At 72.9% G+C, this 17,829-nt stretch carries 22 protein-coding genes; 16 read left to right on the top strand and 6 right to left on the bottom strand.

Annotated features, from left to right (window positions below):
- Window positions 1–56 precede the first annotated feature (56 nt).
- The 5 genes from dapE to FJQ56_RS20295 are packed head-to-tail and all read left to right on the top strand — an operon-like array spanning window position 57 to window position 3,444.
- A complete protein-coding gene (gene dapE / locus FJQ56_RS20275) occupies window positions 57–1,127 on the top strand; it encodes a succinyl-diaminopimelate desuccinylase (protein ID WP_140011443.1) in 1,071 nt (356 codons plus the stop codon).
- Window positions 1,124–1,852 (top strand): LOG family protein, encoded by a 729-nt coding sequence (locus tag FJQ56_RS20280; protein WP_140011444.1) that lies wholly within the window; start codon window positions 1,124–1,126, stop codon window positions 1,850–1,852. Before dapE ends, FJQ56_RS20280 begins: the two co-directional genes overlap by 4 nt.
- Window positions 1,849–2,229 (top strand): DivIVA domain-containing protein, encoded by a 381-nt coding sequence (locus FJQ56_RS20285; protein ID WP_246084278.1) that lies wholly within the window; start codon window positions 1,849–1,851, stop codon window positions 2,227–2,229. The genes FJQ56_RS20280 and FJQ56_RS20285 overlap by 4 nt, the downstream gene beginning before the upstream one ends.
- A gap of 13 nt (window positions 2,230–2,242) precedes the next feature.
- Window positions 2,243–2,668 (top strand): hypothetical protein, encoded by a 426-nt coding sequence (locus FJQ56_RS20290; protein WP_140011445.1) that lies wholly within the window; start codon window positions 2,243–2,245, stop codon window positions 2,666–2,668.
- Window positions 2,668–3,444, top strand: a complete 777-nt coding sequence (locus FJQ56_RS20295; protein ID WP_140011446.1) for a M14 family zinc carboxypeptidase — start codon at window positions 2,668–2,670, stop codon at window positions 3,442–3,444. Before FJQ56_RS20290 ends, FJQ56_RS20295 begins: the two co-directional genes overlap by 1 nt.
- Before the next feature lie 565 nt (window positions 3,445–4,009).
- On the opposite strand, the gene FJQ56_RS20300 is transcribed toward FJQ56_RS20295, so the two are convergent.
- Window positions 4,010–4,816, bottom strand: coding sequence for an enoyl-CoA hydratase/isomerase family protein (locus tag FJQ56_RS20300; RefSeq protein ID WP_140011447.1), 807 nt, complete (start codon window positions 4,814–4,816; stop codon window positions 4,010–4,012).
- A 175-nt stretch (window positions 4,817–4,991) separates the two neighbouring features.
- On the opposite strand from FJQ56_RS20300, the gene FJQ56_RS20305 reads away from it, so the two are divergent.
- The 3 genes from FJQ56_RS20305 to FJQ56_RS20315 are packed head-to-tail and all read left to right on the top strand — an operon-like array spanning window position 4,992 to window position 7,089.
- On the top strand, window positions 4,992–5,159 hold the full coding sequence (locus FJQ56_RS20305) for a DUF3117 domain-containing protein (protein WP_091024313.1): 168 nt from the start codon (window positions 4,992–4,994) through the stop codon (window positions 5,157–5,159).
- Window positions 5,156–6,754 carry a leucyl aminopeptidase family protein gene (locus FJQ56_RS20310; RefSeq protein ID WP_246084279.1) on the top strand — a complete coding sequence of 533 codons (1,599 nt, stop codon included), beginning with the start codon at window positions 5,156–5,158 and terminating at the stop codon, window positions 6,752–6,754. Before FJQ56_RS20305 ends, FJQ56_RS20310 begins: the two co-directional genes overlap by 4 nt.
- Complete coding sequence (locus FJQ56_RS20315) at window positions 6,751–7,089, top strand: hypothetical protein (protein WP_140011448.1); 339 nt, start codon at window positions 6,751–6,753, stop codon at window positions 7,087–7,089. Before FJQ56_RS20310 ends, FJQ56_RS20315 begins: the two co-directional genes overlap by 4 nt.
- A 40-nt stretch (window positions 7,090–7,129) precedes the next feature.
- Here FJQ56_RS20315 and FJQ56_RS20320 read toward each other — a convergent pair whose 3' ends face one another.
- The gene (locus FJQ56_RS20320) at window positions 7,130–7,795 is read right to left on the bottom strand and encodes an O-methyltransferase (RefSeq protein ID WP_140011449.1); all 666 of its coding nucleotides are present in this window, start codon (window positions 7,793–7,795) and stop codon (window positions 7,130–7,132) included.
- Window positions 7,796–7,920: 125 nt separating this feature from the next.
- On the opposite strand from FJQ56_RS20320, the gene sigE reads away from it, so the two are divergent.
- From sigE to FJQ56_RS20335, 3 genes are all read left to right on the top strand, one after another.
- Complete coding sequence (gene sigE, locus FJQ56_RS20325) at window positions 7,921–8,556, top strand: RNA polymerase sigma factor SigE (RefSeq protein ID WP_140011450.1); 636 nt, start codon at window positions 7,921–7,923, stop codon at window positions 8,554–8,556.
- Window positions 8,553–9,053, top strand: a complete 501-nt coding sequence (locus FJQ56_RS20330; protein ID WP_140011451.1) for a hypothetical protein — start codon at window positions 8,553–8,555, stop codon at window positions 9,051–9,053. Before sigE ends, FJQ56_RS20330 begins: the two co-directional genes overlap by 4 nt.
- Before the next feature lie 62 nt (window positions 9,054–9,115).
- On the top strand, window positions 9,116–10,528 hold the full coding sequence (locus tag FJQ56_RS20335) for a S1C family serine protease (RefSeq protein WP_140011452.1): 1,413 nt from the start codon (window positions 9,116–9,118) through the stop codon (window positions 10,526–10,528).
- 120 nt (window positions 10,529–10,648) lie between these two features.
- On the opposite strand, the gene FJQ56_RS20340 is transcribed toward FJQ56_RS20335, so the two are convergent.
- Window positions 10,649–10,888 carry a helix-turn-helix domain-containing protein gene (locus FJQ56_RS20340; RefSeq protein WP_140011453.1) on the bottom strand — a complete coding sequence of 80 codons (240 nt, stop codon included), beginning with the start codon at window positions 10,886–10,888 and terminating at the stop codon, window positions 10,649–10,651.
- Window positions 10,889–10,988: 100 nt separating this feature from the next.
- On the opposite strand from FJQ56_RS20340, the gene FJQ56_RS20345 reads away from it, so the two are divergent.
- A complete protein-coding gene (locus FJQ56_RS20345; RefSeq protein WP_140011454.1) occupies window positions 10,989–11,669 on the top strand; it encodes a CpaB family protein in 681 nt (226 codons plus the stop codon).
- Window positions 11,669–12,877 (top strand): CpaE/TadZ family protein, encoded by a 1,209-nt coding sequence (locus tag FJQ56_RS20350; protein ID WP_140011455.1) that lies wholly within the window; start codon window positions 11,669–11,671, stop codon window positions 12,875–12,877. Before FJQ56_RS20345 ends, FJQ56_RS20350 begins: the two co-directional genes overlap by 1 nt.
- A 155-nt stretch (window positions 12,878–13,032) precedes the next feature.
- Here FJQ56_RS20350 and FJQ56_RS20355 read toward each other — a convergent pair whose 3' ends face one another.
- Window positions 13,033–13,530, bottom strand: a complete 498-nt coding sequence (locus FJQ56_RS20355) for a GNAT family N-acetyltransferase (protein WP_140011456.1) — start codon at window positions 13,528–13,530, stop codon at window positions 13,033–13,035.
- Window positions 13,531–13,812: 282 nt separating this feature from the next.
- Between FJQ56_RS20355 and FJQ56_RS20360 the strand changes: the two genes are divergently transcribed.
- On the top strand, window positions 13,813–14,004 hold the full coding sequence (locus tag FJQ56_RS20360; RefSeq protein ID WP_140011457.1) for a hypothetical protein: 192 nt from the start codon (window positions 13,813–13,815) through the stop codon (window positions 14,002–14,004).
- 94 nt (window positions 14,005–14,098) lie between these two features.
- On the opposite strand, the gene FJQ56_RS20365 is transcribed toward FJQ56_RS20360, so the two are convergent.
- Together FJQ56_RS20365 and FJQ56_RS20370 are read right to left on the bottom strand one after the other, a co-directional pair.
- Window positions 14,099–15,451: a hypothetical protein gene (locus FJQ56_RS20365; RefSeq protein ID WP_246084281.1), complete on the bottom strand. Its 1,353-nt coding sequence runs from the start codon at window positions 15,449–15,451 to the stop codon at window positions 14,099–14,101.
- Entirely contained in the window at window positions 15,448–15,807 is a 360-nt protein-coding gene (locus FJQ56_RS20370; protein ID WP_140011458.1) for a hypothetical protein, read from the bottom strand. Before FJQ56_RS20370 ends, FJQ56_RS20365 begins: the two co-directional genes overlap by 4 nt.
- A 205-nt stretch (window positions 15,808–16,012) precedes the next feature.
- Between FJQ56_RS20370 and FJQ56_RS20375 the strand changes: the two genes are divergently transcribed.
- Both FJQ56_RS20375 and FJQ56_RS20380 read left to right on the top strand, forming a co-directional pair.
- Window positions 16,013–17,467, top strand: coding sequence for a WS/DGAT/MGAT family O-acyltransferase (locus tag FJQ56_RS20375; RefSeq protein WP_140011459.1), 1,455 nt, complete (start codon window positions 16,013–16,015; stop codon window positions 17,465–17,467).
- The gene (locus FJQ56_RS20380) at window positions 17,464–17,811 is read left to right on the top strand and encodes a DUF6912 family protein (protein ID WP_140011460.1); all 348 of its coding nucleotides are present in this window, start codon (window positions 17,464–17,466) and stop codon (window positions 17,809–17,811) included. Before FJQ56_RS20375 ends, FJQ56_RS20380 begins: the two co-directional genes overlap by 4 nt.
- Window positions 17,812–17,829 lie beyond the last annotated feature (18 nt).

Consider the following 17,829-nt stretch of genomic DNA (forward strand, 5'->3'; position numbering starts at 1 on the left):
GGGGCGGCCCAATCCCTGGGGCACCGGACGACGAGGGTGCTGGTTGACTAGCCGACGTGGAACTCGACCTCACCGCCGACGCCGTCACCCTCACCCGACAGCTGGTCGACATCGAGTCGGTCAGCCAGGACGAGCAGGCGATCGCCGATGCCGTCGAGGCCGCGCTGCGCCCGCTCACCCACCTCACCGTCGTACGACGGGGCAACACCGTCGTGGCCCGCACCGACCTCGGGAGGGCCGAGCGCGTGGTCATCGCCGGCCACCTCGACACCGTGCCCCTCAACGACAACCTGCCGAGTCGCCTCGACACCGACACCGGGCTGCTGCACGGCCTCGGCACCTGCGACATGAAGGGCGGCGACGCGGTCATCCTGCGCCTCGCGGCGACGGTGCCCGCGCCCGATCGCGACGTGACCTACGTGCTCTACGAGTCCGAGGAGATCGACTCGGAGTTCAACGGTCTCAACAAGCTCTCGCAGAGCGACCCGGACCTGCTGGCCGCCGACTTCGCCATCCTCATGGAGCCCTCCGACGCGGTCGTCGAGGCCGGCTGCCAGGGCACGCTGCGGGTGGAGGTCCGCACCACCGGCGAGCGCGCCCACTCGGCCCGCTCGTGGAAGGGCGTCAATGCCATCCACGGCGCGGCCGAGGTGCTCGCCCGGCTCAACGCCTACGAGGCGCGGCGCCCGGTCATCGACGGTCTCGAGTATCACGAGGGGCTCAACGCCGTGGCCATCCACGGCGGGGTGGCCGGCAACGTGATCCCCGACGAGTGCGTCGTCGAGGTCAACTTCCGCTTCGCCCCCGACCGCAGCGAGGCCGACGCCGAGGCCTTCGTCCGCGACTTCTTCGCCGGCTACGACGTGCGCCTGACCGACACCGCCCCCGGCGCGCTCCCCGGGTTGGACCGCCCCGCGGCGAGGCAGTTCGTCGAGGCGGTCGGCGGCGAGGTCAACCCCAAGTTCGGCTGGACCGACGTCGCCCGCTTCACCGTGCTCGGCGTGCCGGCGGTCAACTTCGGGCCGGGTGACCCGATGCTGGCCCACAAGCAGGAGGAGTTCGTGCCGATCGCCCAGATCGAGCACTGCGAGCGCGTGCTCCGCACCTGGTTGGGAGGCGAGGCATGAGGTCGAAGAACAAGGGGCCGGTGGTCCAGCGGCGCGAGCAGGTCGACGGCACCACCACCGACCAGCGGCTGCTCGACAGCCGCGGCCCGACCGACTGGGTGCACGCCGATCCATGGCGCGTGTTGCGGATCCAGGCCGAGTTCGTCGAGGGGTTCGGCTCGTTGGCCGACCTCGGACCCGCCGTGTGCGTCTTCGGCTCGGCCCGCACCCCGGCCGACCACCCGTCGTACGCGCAGGGCGAGGAGCTCGGCCGCAAGCTCGTCGACGCCGGCTTCGCGGTGATGACCGGCGGTGGACCGGGGGCGATGGAGGCCGCCAACAAGGGCGCCTGCGAGGCCGGGGGGCTGAGCGTCGGGCTCGGCATCGAGCTGCCCTTCGAGTCCGGGCTCAACGAGTGGTGCGACGTCGGCATCAACTTCCGCTACTTCTTCGTGCGCAAGACGATGTTCGTCAAGTACAGCCAGGGATTCGTCGTCCTCCCCGGCGGGCTCGGGACCCTCGACGAGCTGTTCGAGGCGCTGACCCTGGTGCAGACGCAGAAGGTCACCGCGTTCCCCGTCGTCCTCATCGGTACGGCGTACTGGTCCGGCCTGCTCGGCTGGCTGCGCGACACCGTCCTGGCCGACGGCAAGATCTCGGCCGCCGACCTCGACCGGCTCGTCGTCACCGACGACGTCGACGAGGCGGTCGCGCTGATGACGGCCGCGCAGGCGGAGGGGTCATGATCTGGTTCTTCGCGATCGTCGTGGTCCTGGCCATGGGCGGCATCGCCCTGGTCGCCTCCGGGCGCGGCGCCCCGATGGCCGACGCCTACGACGACCGCCCCGACGCCCTGGTCCCCGCCGACGGCGACCTCGGTCCGCAGGACCTGCGTCGCGTGCGCTTCTCGCTCGGGTTCCGCGGCTACCGGATGACCGAGGTCGACGCGCTGCTGTCGCGGCTGGCCGCGCAGCTCGAGGCGGACCAGGCCTGGCGGCCCCCCGCCGCGGACCCGGTCGCGGACCCGGTCGTCGAGCGTCCGGTCACCCTCGCCAAGCATCCTGAGCCGGCACCGGCCGACGCCGACCCGGAGCGCCACGGGGGCGTCGTACCTCCCGGGTGAGACACTGCCGCTCGTGTCCCCGGTCATCGTCTACGTGCTCACCGCGCTGGCGGCCGTCGTCGTGGTGCTGACCCGGCTGCGGCTGCGGCGGGACCGGGACGGCGCGGGGCGGGTCGAGATCGCGCGGGTGCCGGTCGGCGTCCACAGCGTCGCCGGCGTGCTGGCGCTGGTCGTCTGGATCGGCTTCCTGGTCTCCAGCGACCAGGTCTCCGAGTCCACCTCCACGCTGCTCGGCCTGGCCGGTCTCGTGCTGTGGTGGATCGTGGCCCTCGCCGGTCTGCTGATCCTCGCCCGCTGGCTGCCGGCCCGCGGGCGGCACGCCTCGGCCGCGGTCGAGGACTCGTGGTCGTCCGGTCCGGGTCTGTCCGTGCTGGGCCACGTCGGCATGCTCGTCGGCGTGGTCGTGTTCACCTATGCCTACCTCGTCAAGGCGGTCTGATGCACTCCCTCTCGGTACGGTTCCTGGCCCTTCTCCTGCTCGTCGTCGCCCTCGTCGTACCCCCGGGCGCGCCGGCGTCCGCCGCCGGTGACCCGGCCGCCTTCGAGAAGCGCATCCTGGGCCGATCGGTCGGCGGGCGGCCGATCGTCGCCTACCACCTCGGCCAGCCCGACCGGCCCGGGGTGAAGAAGGTCGTGCTCTTCTCCACGATGCACGGCAACGAGCGCGACACCCGTCTCGCCCTCGCCGGCCTGGTCAAGGGCCCGACGGTCGCGGGCCTCGACCTGTGGGTCGTGCCGGTCTACAACCCCGACGGGTACGCCGCCGGCAGCCGGCGCAACGCCCGCGGCGTCGACCTCAACCGCAACTTCTCCTACGGCTGGAAGGACCTCGACGGCAACTACGAGTCCGGCAGCGGCCCGGCCTCCGAGCCCGAGACCAAGGCCGCGATGACGTTCCTGCGTCGGGTCGACCCCGACTACGTGCTGAGCTTCCACCAGCCGCTCTACGGCGTCGACATCGACACCAAGACCCCGTCCTTCGCCCGCAAGGTGGCCTCCACCCTCCGCCTGCCCACCCAGAACCTCGACTGCGGCGGCGTCTGTCACGGCACCATGACCGGCTGGTTCAACCGCTACTTCGACGGCACCGCGCTGACCGTCGAGTACGGCACCTACCCCTCGCGCAGCGACATGGAGAAGAACGTCCCCGACCGGATCCTGCGCATCTTCGGCGCGATCCGTGGCGACGTCTCGTTCGGGCCGGTCACGCCCTGACGTCGCACCCACGTCGGCCGAGCCTCGAGACCCCGCCCGCACGTCGGTCGAGGTGTGAGGCGCGCTAGCGCCGAGCCTCGAGACCCCCGCAGCCTCCTGCAATCTCTAGTGACGTCCTCTCCCCGTAGCTCTCTTGTCGTCCTGGTCGAGCGGTGGCGCGGGTAGCAGTCCGCGTCTCGCGCGGTCTGCTCCGGCGCCCACGACCCTGGGGGGCGGTGAGTTGGCGACCGTGTGGTGTCGGGGTTGGGTCGCTAGGTCACCGCGGGCGGGGGAGGGTGGTGAGACAGCGACCTTCTCGTGCCGGCGTTCGGTCGCCATGCCACCGCTCGTGGGACAGCCCGATCCCGAGGGACCTCCGCCTGTGAAGGCGCTGATCCGACGGAATCTCGCTGGAGCCGGCACGTCGCCTGCGGGGGTCTCGAGGCTCAGGCCTGGCGGCCTTCGCACCTCGACCGGCGTGGGGCCTCGAGGCTCAGGCCTGGCGGCCTTCGCACCTCGACCGGCGTGGGGTCTCGAGGCTCAGGCCTGGCGGCCTTCGCACCTCGACCGACGTACGGCGTACGGCTCAACGCCCCTCGAACACCGGCTTTTCCTTGGCCACGAACGCGGCGACGGCGGCGGCGTGGTCGGCGGTGGCGCCGGTCTTGGTCATCATCGCGCTCTCCAGCTCGAGGGCCTCGGCGAGGGTGACACCGGCGGCGTAGGAGACCGAGCGGCGGATGGCGCCCAGGGCGACGGTGGGGCCGGCGGCCAGGCGGGTGGCCAGGGAGGTGACCTCGGCGGCGAACGCGTCGGCGGGGACGACGGTCGTGGCGAGGCCGAGCTCGAGGGCCTCGTCGGCCTTGACGGTGCGGGGGAAGTAGAGGAGCTCCATCGCCTTGGAGCGTCCGACGAGGAGGGGCAGGTGATAGGAGGCGCCGGTGTCGCAGGAGAGCGCGACGTTGGCGAAGGCCAGGTTGAAGCCGGCGGTGTCGGCGAGGATCCGCAGGTCGCAGGCAAAGGCGAGGGACGCGCCGGCGCCGGCCGCCACGCCGTTGACGGCGGCGATCACGGGCTTCTCCATGCCCGCCAGCGCCGTCACGAGCGGGTTGTAGTGCTGGTCGACGGTGGTGAAGAGCTGGTCGCTGCCGCCGTTGTGGAGCAGCTGGACGTGCTCCTTGAGGTCCTGGCCGGTGCAGAACGCGCGCCCGGTGCCGGTCAGTACGACGCACCGCGCGGCCGGGTCCTCGGCGACCCGGACGACCGTCTCGAGCAGCAGCTCCTTGGTCGCGATGTCGAGGCTGTTCATCGCGTCCGGCCGGTTGAGGGTGATCGTGGCGACCCCGTCGGTGAGGTCGAGGAGCACGGGCGCATCGGTCGGGACAGCAGTCATGTCAGCGGAGTCTGCCACCCGGTGCGGGCCTGCCCGACCGACGTACGGCGGCCGGTCGGGAACGCGGTTCGGGAAGGTAGTGATGCGGAGGCCCACCTCGATAGGGGATACTGGTGCACACATAGAGGGGCGACGTCGGTCGCCAGCTCCGAGCACGACATGGAAGAGGTGCCGCATGGCGGCGATGAAGCCGCGGACCGGCGACGGTCCGCTCGAGGTCACCAAGGAAGGCCGCGGCATCGTGATGCGCGTGCCGCTCGAGGGTGGTGGCCGTCTGGTCGTCGAGCTCAACGCCGAGGAGGCCGGCGCCCTGGGCGACGCCCTCAAGAACGTCGTCGGGTGAGCCGGGGCACTGCCTCCTCCACCGTCGGGCCGACCCTGCCGAGCCAGGTCTCGCCGCCTGACGTCGCGCTGACGCGCCAGCCCTTGCACGCCCTCACCGGCGTCGACGTGATCGCCCTGCCCGTGCACCCCGGCGATCTCGAGGACGACGGTGCGCTCGGCGCACCCGTCCTGGGCCCGGGCGCGGCAGAGCTGGCCGACGACCTCGACCTCGACCTGGTCGCGATCGCCGAGGCGGCGCGCGCCACCGGCGCGGTCGGCGACGTCGTCACCGTGCCCGTGCCGCTCGGCGGACCCGACAACGCCGACCTGCGCCTGGTGCTGCTGGTCGGTGTCGGTCAGGCCCGGCCGATCGACCTGCGCCGCGCGGGCGCCGTCGTGGCCCGCGCCACCCGCGACCGTACGGCGGTCGCCACGACCATCGCCGCGCTCGACCCCGAGCACGGCATCGAGTCGTTCGTGGTCGGCGTGATGCTCGGCTCCTTCGGGTTCTCCTGGCGCTCGTCGCCGCCCGAGCACGTGCCCGTCGCCCGGGTCGTGCTCGCCGGGCTGCCCGACTCCGCCGACGTCGTCGACCGCGCTGCGCTCGACCGGGCCGTCGCCCTCGGCGGCGCCGGCTGGCGGGCGCGCCAGCTCGCCACCGTGCCCTCCAACCTCAAGACCCCCGCCTGGCTGGCCGAGCAGGCCGAGCTGCTGGCCGCCGAGGCCGGGCTTACCTGTCGCGTGTGGGACGACGTCCAGCTGCGTGACGAGGGCTTCGGCGGCATCATCGGCGTCGGCCAGGGCTCGGCGTCCCCGCCGCGACTGATCCGACTCGACTACACCCCGGCCAAGGCCCGGCGCGGCACCCCGACCGTGGTGCTCGTCGGCAAGGGCATCACCTTCGACACCGGCGGCATCTCCATCAAGCCCGCCCAGGGCATGGTCGCGATGAAGCGCGACATGACCGGTGGCGCCGTCGTCCTCGCCACCATGGCCGCGCTGGCCGCCGTCGGCTGCCCGGTCAAGGTCGTCGGGCTCGTCCCGGCCGCCGAGAACGCCGTCTCCGGCAGCGCCACCCGCCCCGGCGACGTGCTGCGCCACTACGGCGGCCGCACCAGCGAGGTCACCAACACCGACGCCGAGGGCCGGCTGGTGCTCGCCGACGCCCTCGCGTACGCCGTCGCCGAGCTCCGCCCCGCCGCGATCGTCGACGTCGCCACCCTGACCGGCGGCGTCAAGGTCGCGCTCGGTCAGCAGGTCGGCGGCCTGTTCGCCACCGACGACGTCCTCGCCGAGGCGCTGCTCGAGTCGGGTGAGACCGCGGGCGAGCCGCTGTGGCGCTTCCCGCTCTTCGCCGGCTACGAGGACAAGCTGGCCTCCAAGGTCGCCGACGCCGACAACGGCCCGTCCGGTCCTGCGGCGATCATGGCGGCGCTGTTCCTGCAGCACTTCGTCGCCGACGTCCCGTGGGCCCACCTCGACATCGCGTCGGTCGGCGACGCCCCCGACGACTCCTACGAGTGGACCGCCGGGCCGACCGGCTTCGGCGCGCGGGCCCTGCTCACCTGGCTCGGCTCGCCCGACCCGCTGGCCGGGGTCGGCGCGACCTCGTGAGGTCCCTGACCATCCGCTGGTCGCTCCTCGACGCCCCCGACGGCGTCGAGGAGGAGCTGGCCTCCTACGTCGAGACCACCTCGCACGCACGATTCACCGGCATGGCCGGGCTGCGCTACAAGACGTGGCGGGTCCGACCGGGCGAGTGGTTCGAGGGGCACTACGTGTTCGTCTCCGACCAGGCGCGCGCCGACTTCCAGCGCACCTTCACCGAGGGTGCCGCCGAGGCGCCCGGCACCAAGATCATCGGCAGCGAGCCGATCCTGATCGAGGCCTCCGAGGTCGTCGCCGTCGCCCAGGGCTGGGACGGCTTCGAGCCGGCCGCCCGCGCCTGACCTCGTCTCGACAGGCCGGGGGGTCGGCGCGAGCCGTCGGTCAGCGCGCGGTCTGCAGCTGCGCCATCAGCAGCCCGTCGCCGACGGGCAGCAGCAGCGGCACCAGGTCGTCGTGCTCGAGGACCGCGCGGGTCAGGTCGCGGACCGCGACCGTCTGCTCGTCGCGCTGGGCCGGGTCGGCGACCTTGTCGTGCCACAGGGCGTTGTCGAAGACCACGACGCCGCCGGGACGCAGCAGGCGCAGGGCCTCGGCGAGGTAGGCGGAGTACTCGGTCTTGTCGCCGTCGGCGAAGACGATGTCGTAATGGGCGTCGGTCAGCCGGGGGAGCACGTCGAGCGCCGCGCCGGAGATGGTGCGCACGCGCTGCGCCGGGATCTCGGCCTCGGTGAACGTACGACGCGCCAGACGCTGGTGCTCGGCCTCGAGGTCCACCGTGGTCAGCACGCCGTCGGGACGCATGCCGCGCAGCAGCCACAGACCCGAGACACCGGTGCCGGTGCCGATCTCGACGACCGCCCGGGCGTCGAGCACCGAGGCGAGGAATCGCAGCGCCGCCCCACCTCCGCTGCCGATCGCGGTGACCCCGACCTCGGCGGCGCGCTCGCGCGCGGCGGTCAACAGGTGGTCCTCGGCGACGTACGTCTCGGCGAAGGCCCAGCTCGTCGGGGCGATCGGAGGGGTCGGCGTGCTCGGCGTGCTCGGCATGGATCGCACGCTATCGCTCGCCGCACCCCCGGTCCGGGAACACGGGCCGGGGGTCGCTCGTTGTCCGCACTGGGAGTCGCCGCTCAGGCAACCCTCAGTCGGCGCCTCTACGGTTCGAGGACCCGATGCCGACCCAGCACCGAGAGACCCGAAGGACCACCGTGAGCGATCAGCAGGTGCCACAGCTCGGTGTTCCGTCGTGGGACGAGATCGTCGAGCGCCACTCCGACCGCGTCTACCGCCTGGCCTACCGGCTGACCGGCAACCGTCCCGACGCCGAGGACCTCACCCAGGAGGTCTTCGTCCGGGTGTTCCGGTCGCTGTCGTCCTACACGCCCGGCACCTTCGAGGGCTGGCTGCACCGCATCACCACCAACCTGTTCCTCGACCAGGCGCGCCGCAAGCAGCGGATCCGCTTCGACGCCCTGTCCGACGAGCGCGCCGACCGGCTGTCGAGCCCGTCACCGGCTCCCGAGGCGGCGTACGCCGACCGCACCTTCGACGACGACGTCGAGCGGGCCCTGGCCACCCTGCCGCCCGACTTCCGCGTGGCCGTGGTGCTCTGCGACGTCGAGGGGCTGACCTACGAGGAGATCGCCGGCATCCTCGGCGCCAAGCTCGGCACCGTCCGCTCCCGCATCCACCGTGGGCGCGCGATGCTGCGCACCGCGCTGGCCCACCGCGCCCCGACCGAGGGTCGCGCTCGCTACTCCGGTCCCACGCCCACCCCCGAGACCGTCGGGGAGGGCCGCACCCCGTGAGCATGGTCAACGGTGGCCACCTCGGCCGACGCGTCAGCGACCTCCTCGACGGTCAGCTCCCGACCGCGGAGGCCGACGCGGCCTGGGCGCACGTCCACGTCTGCCACGCCTGTCGCGACGACGTCGAGCGAGAGGGGTGGGTCAAGACGCGGCTGTCCACGCTGTCGTTCGACGACGGTCCGTCGGCGTGCGCGCCCGACCGGCTCAAGGGCGCCCTGCTCGGCATGCCGCCCGGTGGCTGCTTCTCCACCCACGACCTGTCCGACGACCTGACCAACCGGTCGCGCCCGCGGCGCGGTGCCGTCGGCTTCGCCGCCCTCGGCGGCGGGGCGGTCGGCGCGGCCGTGATGGGGGTGCTGGCGCTGGGGGCGGCCCCGCCCGCCGACGTCCCGGTGCCCGAACGCCGTCAACAGCCGGTCTCGCAGGTCACCCCGCTGCAGCCCGCGGGCCCGCGCGCGCCGACCCCGGTGCGCTTCTCGACCACGCCCGACCCCTGACCTCCGGCGGCTCCCGCCTCCGGGGTGACGTCGTCCGCCCGGCGACGAGAGATGATGGTGCCGTGACCGACCACGAGCCCGACCGTGACCACCTGTCGGGACCGATCGACCATCCCCTGGATCAGCCGCCGTCGCAGCCCACCGCTGACCCCACAGCCGGCCCCATCGCCGCCCCCACCCCGGTCCCGCCGACCCGGCCGGTCTGGGCACCCCCGTCGGCAGCGATCCCGCCGACGCCGCTCCACACCTGGTCCGACTACGCCCGGCGTACGACGTGGGACGCGGGACCGACCGCGGTGTTCCCCGGCAGTCCGGCCGGCCCCGTCGGCCCGGCCGGACCCGGCGGACACACCGGCTCGGGCGGTTCCACCAGGTCCGGCCGCCCGGGGGCCTGGGTCTGGCCCGCGGTCGCGCTGCTGGCCCTGGTCGTGGGGCTGCTGGGCGGCGTCGCGGGGAGCGTCGCCTACGACGACGCGTCGAACGACGGTGCCGCCACGCCCTACAGGGGACTCGAGGACGACAAGATCGTCGAGCTCCCGCCGGTCGAGGCCGGCGGTGTCTCGGCGGTGGCCGAGGCGCTGCTGCCGAGCACCGTGCAGATCATCGCCTCCTACGAGGGGCAGGCCGACGGCGCCACCGGGTCCGGCTTCGTGCTCGACACCGACGGTCACGTCATCACCAACAACCACGTGGTCGCCTCGGCGGCGGCCAGCAAGGGCGCGGTGCGCGTCGTCGACCAGGACGGCAACTCCTACGACGCCGAGATCGTCGGGCGCAGCCCCGTCTACGACATCGCCGTGCTGCAGCTGCCCGACGACGCCGACCTCCCCCCGGCCGCGCTGGGTGCCTCCCGCCGGCTGCGCGTCGGCGACGGCGTCGTGGCGATCGGCTCGCCGCTGGGGCTGAGCGCGACGGTCACCTCCGGCATCGTGAGTGCCCTCAACCGGCCGGTCTCGACCGGTCGCACGAGTGACGACACGTCGTACATCAACGCGGTGCAGACCGACGCCGCCATCAACCCGGGCAACTCCGGAGGTCCGCTGGTCAACCTGCGGGGCCAGGTCGTGGGGGTCAACTCGGCGATCGCGACCAACGGCGGGGCGACCAACGACGACGCCGGCAACATCGGCGTGGGCTTCGCGATCCCGGTCGAGCAGGTCCGCATCACCGCCGACCAGATCCTCAAGACCGGCGAGGCCCGCTACCCGGTGATCGGTGCCAAGGTCGGTGGCACCGAGTCCCGGGGGGTCGTCGGAGCCGAGCTGAGCGAGGTCCTCGACGGCACCCCCGCCCAGGACGCCGGCCTCCAGAACGGCGACGTGGTCACCGAGGTCGACGGCCAGCGCGTGGTCGACGGCATCTCGCTGATCGTCAGCATCCGCACCCACCAGCCCAACGAGCGGGTGGAGTTCACCTATGTGCGCGACGGCAAGGAGCGCACCGCCACCCTGCAGCTGGACTCCGAGGTGGGCTGAGCGAGCTTGCTCGCGCAGACCACCTGATGGTGGTCGACCGTCCGGGTCGCCGACCGAGCTTGCGAGGTCGCGAACCGGCGTCGAGACCTGAGGTCATGACTTTCCGGGACCTCGACACCGTCAGTCTGCCTCGACGACGTCGTCGGCGAACGGGTGGTCGTCGACGAACTCCTTGGTCGACTTGTAGGCCTGGGCGATGTAGTCCTCGAGCTTGGTGGCCTCGACCCGCCACTGGCCGCGCCCGCCGATCTTGATCGCCTCGAGCTCGCCGCGGCGCACCATCGCGTAGACCTGGGCGCTGGAGGTGTTGAGCACCTCGGCCACGTCGGCGAGCGTGAGGAAGCGCGGGGTACCGGCCATGGGGCCATCGTCGCACCTCGCCGGTCCCACGCGGCACCGCCGTCCCGTGGCCTGTGGATGGACGGTTTCCTGATCGGCGCCGGGCGTCCATGATGTGCGCGTGGCCAGGAATCTCGGGACTCCCGGCGGCCAGGTGCCGCCCGCGGTCCGTACGTCGTCCCCCGGTTGGCGCGACCCCCGACTGTGGGTGGGCATGGCGATCGTCGCCGGATCGGTGCTCGTGGGGACCCGTGTCCTGGCGGCCGCCGACGACACGGTGCAGGTATGGGCCGTCTCCGCCGACGTGGCGCCCGGCGAGACGCTGAGCGAGGGCGACCTCGAGGCGCGGCGGCTACGGTTCGCCGACGGCGCCGAGCTCGAGCGCTACGTCGAGGTCGGCGCCGACCTGCCCGACGACCTGACGCTCTCGCGGGCGCTGGGCGCCGGCGAGCTGCTGCCCCGCTCGGCGATCGGTAAGACCGACGACGACGAGACGGTGACCGTGTCGCTGGCGGTCAGTCCGCTCCAGGTGCCCAGCGGCGTGCGGGCGGGGTCGGTCGTCGACGTCTACGTCACCGGCGACCGCGACCTCGGCGCCGACCGCGCCGCCGCGGTGGCCCTCGCGCCCGGCGTACCCGTGCTGGAGGACGTGCGGGTCGTCGCCGCCCCGTCCGGTGACGACCTGGGTCCCGGCGGGGACCGCAAGGTCGAGCTGGCCGTCGCCGACTCCGACGTCACGGCGCTCTACGCGCTGCTGGGCAGCCTGACCACGCCGGTGGTCTCCCTGGCCCAGGTGAGCTGATGATCGTCGTCCTCGTGGTCGCCTCCGGCGCCGCCTGGGAGTCCCAGGCCCTGGCGGTGCTCGCCGAGCACCCCGGCACCGTCGTGCTCAAGCGCTGCGTCGACGTCGACGACCTGCTCGCGGCGGCCTCCGCCGGGCAGGCCCAGGCGGCGGTGCTCGGGCTCGAGTCGCGTGGCCTCGACGCCGACGCGGTGGCCCGTCTGGCCGCCCACGGCGTCCGCCCGGTCGCGGTGGTCGCCGACGAGCAGGCCGAGAGCGGGCTCGCCCGTGCCGGCCGGATCGGCATCGCCTCGGTCCTGCCCGTCTCGGCGCTGGTGGGGCTGGCCGACGCGGTCCTGGCGGCCGGCCTCGGCCCGCGCCCCGCGACCCCGCCGCCCGGCCAGGGCGTCGCGGCCGACGACTCCTCGCCCGGCGCGGGGGCGGCCGAGGGCCGGGTGATCGCCGTCTGGGGCCCCGCGGGGGCTCCCGGGCGCAGCACCGTCGCCTCGGCCGTGGCCGCCGAGCTGGGTCGGCGCGGCCGCACCATCCTCGTCGACGCCGACCCCTACGGCGGGTCGATCGGCCAGCAGCTCGGGGTCATGGACGAGGTGTCGGGCCTGCTGTCGGCGGCCCGGCTGGCGACCGCCGGTCAGCTCGAGGAGCGCTTCTCGACCGTGCAGCGCGGCCTCGACCACCGACTGTCGGTCGTCACGGGCCTGCCGCGCCCCGACCGGTGGACGGAGGTCCGCGGCGGCACCATCGAGCACCTCCTCGAGCTGGGTCGGACCCACGGCGACGTCGTGGTCGACACCGGCTTCAGCCTCGAGGGCGATCCCGCGGGCGATCTCGGCGGCCGCCCCGGCCGCAACCAGCTGACCCTCGGCGCCCTCGAGGTCGCCGACGACGTGGTCGTCGTCGGGGCCGCCGACCCGGTCGGCCTGTCCCGGCTCGCGCGCGGCCTGGTCGACCTGCGCGAGGTGCTCGGTGACCGACCGGTCCACGTCGTGGTCAACCGGATGCGTCCCACGCTGGGGTGGTCCGAGAAGGAGGTCGCCGGCATGGTCGCCGGCTTCGCCCGGCTGGCCGGCCTCTCCTTCCTGCCCGACGACCGGACCACGGTCGATCGCGCGCTCGTCGCCGGCCGGACCCTCGTGGAGTCGGGCGAGTCCGCGCTGACCAAGGCGGTCGCGTCCTTGGTGGTCGCGCTGAGGGTCGGGGTGCCGGCCTGACGAGGTGTGTCGCTCACTCTGGACGGCGCTGCTAGGACGTCGAGCGGGTCGACGCCTGGTCCACCGGCGCGCCGCGTGGCTCTGCTCCACAACCGCCTCGGGCGTGCAACACATTGTCGATGGCTCGGCGCGCGGTGACCGCCTTCGAGGCGGCCCTAGAGCTGCCGCTCGAACCTCTGGGCCGTGGTGACCAGAGTGTTGTAGGAGTAGGGCACGGGCGGACCGGCCGGTTGGTAGCCGAGCGACTCCCACCAAGCCTCCACCGCCGTGTTGGTCGCCACGACCGCGAGACGCACGCGGCGCACCTCCGGCCAACCTCGCACCCAGGCAAGGAGCGCCTCGTGAGCAGAGCGCCCGATGCCCTGCCCTTGCAGGTCCCCTCGAACCAACAGCAGCCCCACGTACGCCACCTCGGCCTCGGGGTAGCCGCGCACCAGGTCGACCAGCCCGACGAGCTCGGCCTCTCGCCGGATGCCCAGCACCACCTTGTGCTCCTCGGGCACGTCGGGCGGTCGCATCATCAGCAGGCTCTGCGCGTCCGCAGGGCCAGGTGGCAACCCGGTCACCCGCTCGGCGTAGGCCGCGTCGGACTCGATCACTGCCTGCACGTCAGCGACGTCGCTGGGCAGCACAGGCGAGAGCGAGACACCCATGAGCCGATGCTAAAGCGGGTCGACGGCGTCGAGCAGCTCGACCTCGCGACTGACAGGTCGACGCCGGCTCCCGAACGAGTCGACCATCCTGAGGCGGATGAATTCGGCTACGGAAGACGGGGATATCCAGCGTGCCTGGCCAGAGGGCTAGACAAAGGGAATGCGGAAATGGTCAGAATGATGGCCCGCAATTCGCTACTACAGGAGGTCTAGACCATGAACAAGTCTCGGGTTGTCACCACCATTCTCGGCGCCACGCTCACCGCCGCCACATTCGCTGTCGTGCCCGCGGCGCCGAGCTCGGCGGCGTCCTGGCAGTACTCCTACACGGTCGAGACAGGCAAGACTGCGTCCGACTGCCGAGCAGACCGGGCAGCGTGGACGCCCATCTCCTCGAGCTATCGCCGCGACCCGGCCGGATGCTACGAGATCGACCTCGGCAAGTGGGGTTTCAACGTCCAACGCTTCCACTGAGGCGCCCTCACGGAATGTCTCCCGATCCCGGCGGTGCCAGGCACCGCCCGGGCCGGACGACGCTGGCACCCACCTCTGATCGGGAGACGACGCCCTAGCTGGAGAACAACAGGAACAGGCCACCGCTGGTGAAGCCCACCATGGCGGCGAGCAGGGGCAGCTGCCCGGTGAGCTGGTGGCGCGCGGGGAGGAGCCGCAGGGCGCGGTCGTGGGCGACGATCGCGGCCACGACGTGACCGAGCACCACCGCGCCGACCTTGATGACCGCCAGCAGCGTCGGGTGGTAGGACAGCCAGGTGAAGTCCGCCAGGTCGGCGGTGCCGAGGTAGTCGGACCCGTCGCTGAAGGGGTCGCTGGCCAGTGCCAGGGTGCGCGAGCCGACCTCGAGCAGGAAGCTCAGGTAGTGCGCGGCGACGTAGCCGATCACGATCGGGATGATCGAGTGGGCGAAGGCGTTGGGCAGGTCGCGCCGCCGCTGCTCGGGGCCGGTGCCGGTCAGGACGCAGCCCAGGGCGAAGACGCCCATCGCGCCGAGGCAGAACGTGACCAGGGCCAGGTTGTTGAGCAGGTAGCCGCTGACCTGGGTGCCCTGGAGGAACTTGACCCACGGGGGCGACTCGCCGAAGGAGTCGAAGCCGGTGCTGCCGAACAGCACGCCGGCGACACCGAGCAACCCCGCCACGGGTTGGATGCTGGCGAGGTTGGCCAGCGGCGAGCGGACCAGGAGCACGCCGTCGCGCACGGCCCAGACCGAGGCATGGCCGACGAGGGTCGAGTAGACCTCGAACGGGTCGGCCCGCTCGTAGAAGTGGTTGCCGAACAGGGCGCCGCCCACCAGCATCACCGCGACGTAGACGGCGAACCAGAGTCGCACCGGGCTGAGCTCGGTCGAGTAGGGATAGACGAGCTCGAGCCACACGAAGGCGAGCAGCCCGAACGCGGCCGGCCAGTAGCCGAGCCGCTCCGGGTAGCGGTAGAGACCCTCGCCCGGGTCGCTTCCGGCGACCTTGGCGAAGAGCAGGTTGATCGTGCGGACCGGGCTGATGGCCTTCCAGAACGGGCCGAACAGCAGCGACATCGGCACGATGCCGACCCACAGCCAGACGTAGATGATGCCGAAGAACGGGTTGATGACCTTGTCGACCCCGAAGACCGCGACCATCACGGTGTAGAGGAACAGCACCATGCCGAAGACGCGTGGCACCGCGGTGAAGACCGGGTTGGCCACGAGCCGCGCGAGGAACCGCGGCGCCGGGCGGCCGCTGGTGGCCGCGTCGTACCGCGGCTTGCGCCAGGCGACGGCCAGCACGGTGAACGACACCACGAGGGCGGCGACCGCGCCGGCGACGGCGAGACCGAGAGAGATCGGTAGGTCCTGCTGACCGCCGATGCCGTGGGCGGTGAGGTCTCCCGACGAGCCGACCGCGGCGGCGTACGGCGGGATCACTGCACCAGGAGCTCGACGATGGGGGCGTCGATCGGCTCGTGGAACTCGATCTCGACCTTGCCGGGCCGGTCGAACTGGAGCTTGATCGGGTCGTTGTCGCCGGCCTTGAAGTCGAAGTACTGCCCCGGCGACGAGTGCACGTGGATCTGGCCCGCGCGGTCGGCGGTGATGTCGATGTCGACCGGCTGGTTGACGTCGACGTCGACGCGGTCGCCGGTCGGGGTGGCCTTGTCGCCCTCGAGGTTCACCGTGATCGTCTTGACCTCGGTGCTGCCGCCCCCGTCGTCGCCGCTGCACGCGGTGACGGAGGTCAGGACGGTGAGGAGGACGGTGGCGGCGGCCAGGCGTCGGCGCATGTCGGGCGGCCCTTTCGCAGGTGGGTTCGCGGGTGGGTTCGCAGCTGGGTTCGCTGGAAGTCGACACTCCGGACGGGTGCCGGGCCGGCTCCCGTCCTCTGCGAGAATCCCACGACGGGCCAAGGCGGCCGACGGCGACCTGCCGCAGCCACCCCGGCCCCACCGATCCCACCGTGGGGCGGGCCGGCGTACGGAGGCGAACGGCATGACCGAGCGGCTGCGGGCGCGTGACCTGGCCATCCTGGCGGCCGAGACCGCCACGTCGCCGCGGCACAACGCGACCATCGAGATCTTCGAGCCCGGTCCGTCGGGCTTCGACCACCACCGTCTGCTCGCCCTGGTCTCCGACCGCATCTCCTTCGTGCCCCGCTACCGCCAGCGCCTCGCCGAGGTGCCCGGCGGACTGGCCAACCCCGTCTGGGTCGACGACGACCACTTCGACCTCGACTACCACGTACGCCGTTCCGCGCTGCCGCGGCCGGGCACCGACGACCAGCTCCGCGAGCTGGTGTCGCGCATCGTGTCGCGGCGCCTCGACCGCAGTCGGCCGCTGTGGGAGATCTACGTCGTCGAGGGCCTCGAGGGCGACCGCGTGGCCCTGCTCTACAAGAGCCACCAGGCGCTGGTCGACGGCGTGCACACCGTCGACCTCGGCCAGCTCCTGCTCGACCTGAGCCCCGAGCCCAAGACCCTCGACCCCGACGACGCCTGGGTGCCGCACCCGGCCCCGTCGTCGGCCGGCCTGGTCGCCGGCGCGGTGATCGACTCGGTCACCGCGCCCAGCACCGTCGTCGACACCGTCAGCGTGGCCGCCGGCACCGCGCTGCGGACCGCCGACCGCGTGGGTGGGCGGGTCCGCTCCGTCGCCCAGGCCCTCACCGGGCGCCACCCGAGGCGTCCCGGGCCCGTGGTGGGTCCGCTGTCGCAGCAGCGCCGCGTCGTGACGGTCGAGACCAGCCTCGCCGACCACCGCCGCATCCGCGAGGCCCACGGTGGCACGGTCAACGACGTCATCCTGGCCACCGTCACCGGAGCCCTGCGCGCCTGGTTGATGACCCGCTCGGCGTCGTTCGGCGGGCTGCGCCAGCTGCGTGCCGTCGTCCCCGTCTCGGTCATCGACGACGAGCTCGAGGCCACCTCGCTCGGCAGCCAGATCACCGCCCACTTCGTCGACCTGCCGATCGGCGAGGCCAGCCCGCTCGTGCGTCTGCACCAGGTGAGCTACTCGTTCCAGGCCCACGCCGACACCGGCCGCAGCGTCGCCGCCAACCGCCTGGCCGGCATCGCCGGGTTCGCCCCGACGACCTTCCACGCCATCGGGTCGCGGGTCGCGGCCGACGAGCTGCGCCGCGGCTACCACCTCAGTGTCACCAACGTGCCCGGGCCGCAGTCGCCGCTCTACGCCGCCGGCGCCAGGATGGTCGCGACCTACCCAGTCCCGCCGCTGCTCGAGGGGCACCCGCTCGCGATCGGCGTGACGTCCTACGACGGGCGGGTCTTCTACGGCCTGACCGCCGACCGCGACGCCTTCCCCGACGCCGACCTGCTCGGTACCTGCCTCACCGAGGCGCTCGACGAGCTCCTCGCGACCACGACCGCCACCCGTGCGCCGCGCGGGCGCCGCCGTACGGTCAAGAAGGCCACGAAGGGCGACACATGACCCGGCTCTACCTGCCGACCACCCTCGACCGGCTGCGTGTCGCCTGGGCGGCGGGCTCCTTCGCGCCGCAGGGCGACGTCGTGGTCGCCGAGGGCGACGACGAGGACAGCGAGTACGCCGCCCTGATGACCGCGGCCGACGCCTCGGCCGACCTCCTCGCCGGCGCGGGGCGGCGCGTCGTGGTGGTGGCCGAGGTCGCCGACCTCGAGGGCGCGGGTCGGCCGGTCCCGCTCAAGCGGGTCGTCGCGCTGCACGCCGACCCCGACGACCGCCCCGCGGGGGCCGACCCCGACGACGACCTCGCCTGGTACGCCACCCAGGAGATCCCGGACCTCCTCGGCTGACCCGAGCAGACCGCGAGT

Origin of the sequence: Nocardioides plantarum (assembly GCF_006346395.1) — a bacterium.
Taxonomy (GTDB): domain Bacteria; phylum Actinomycetota; class Actinomycetes; order Propionibacteriales; family Nocardioidaceae; genus Nocardioides; species Nocardioides plantarum.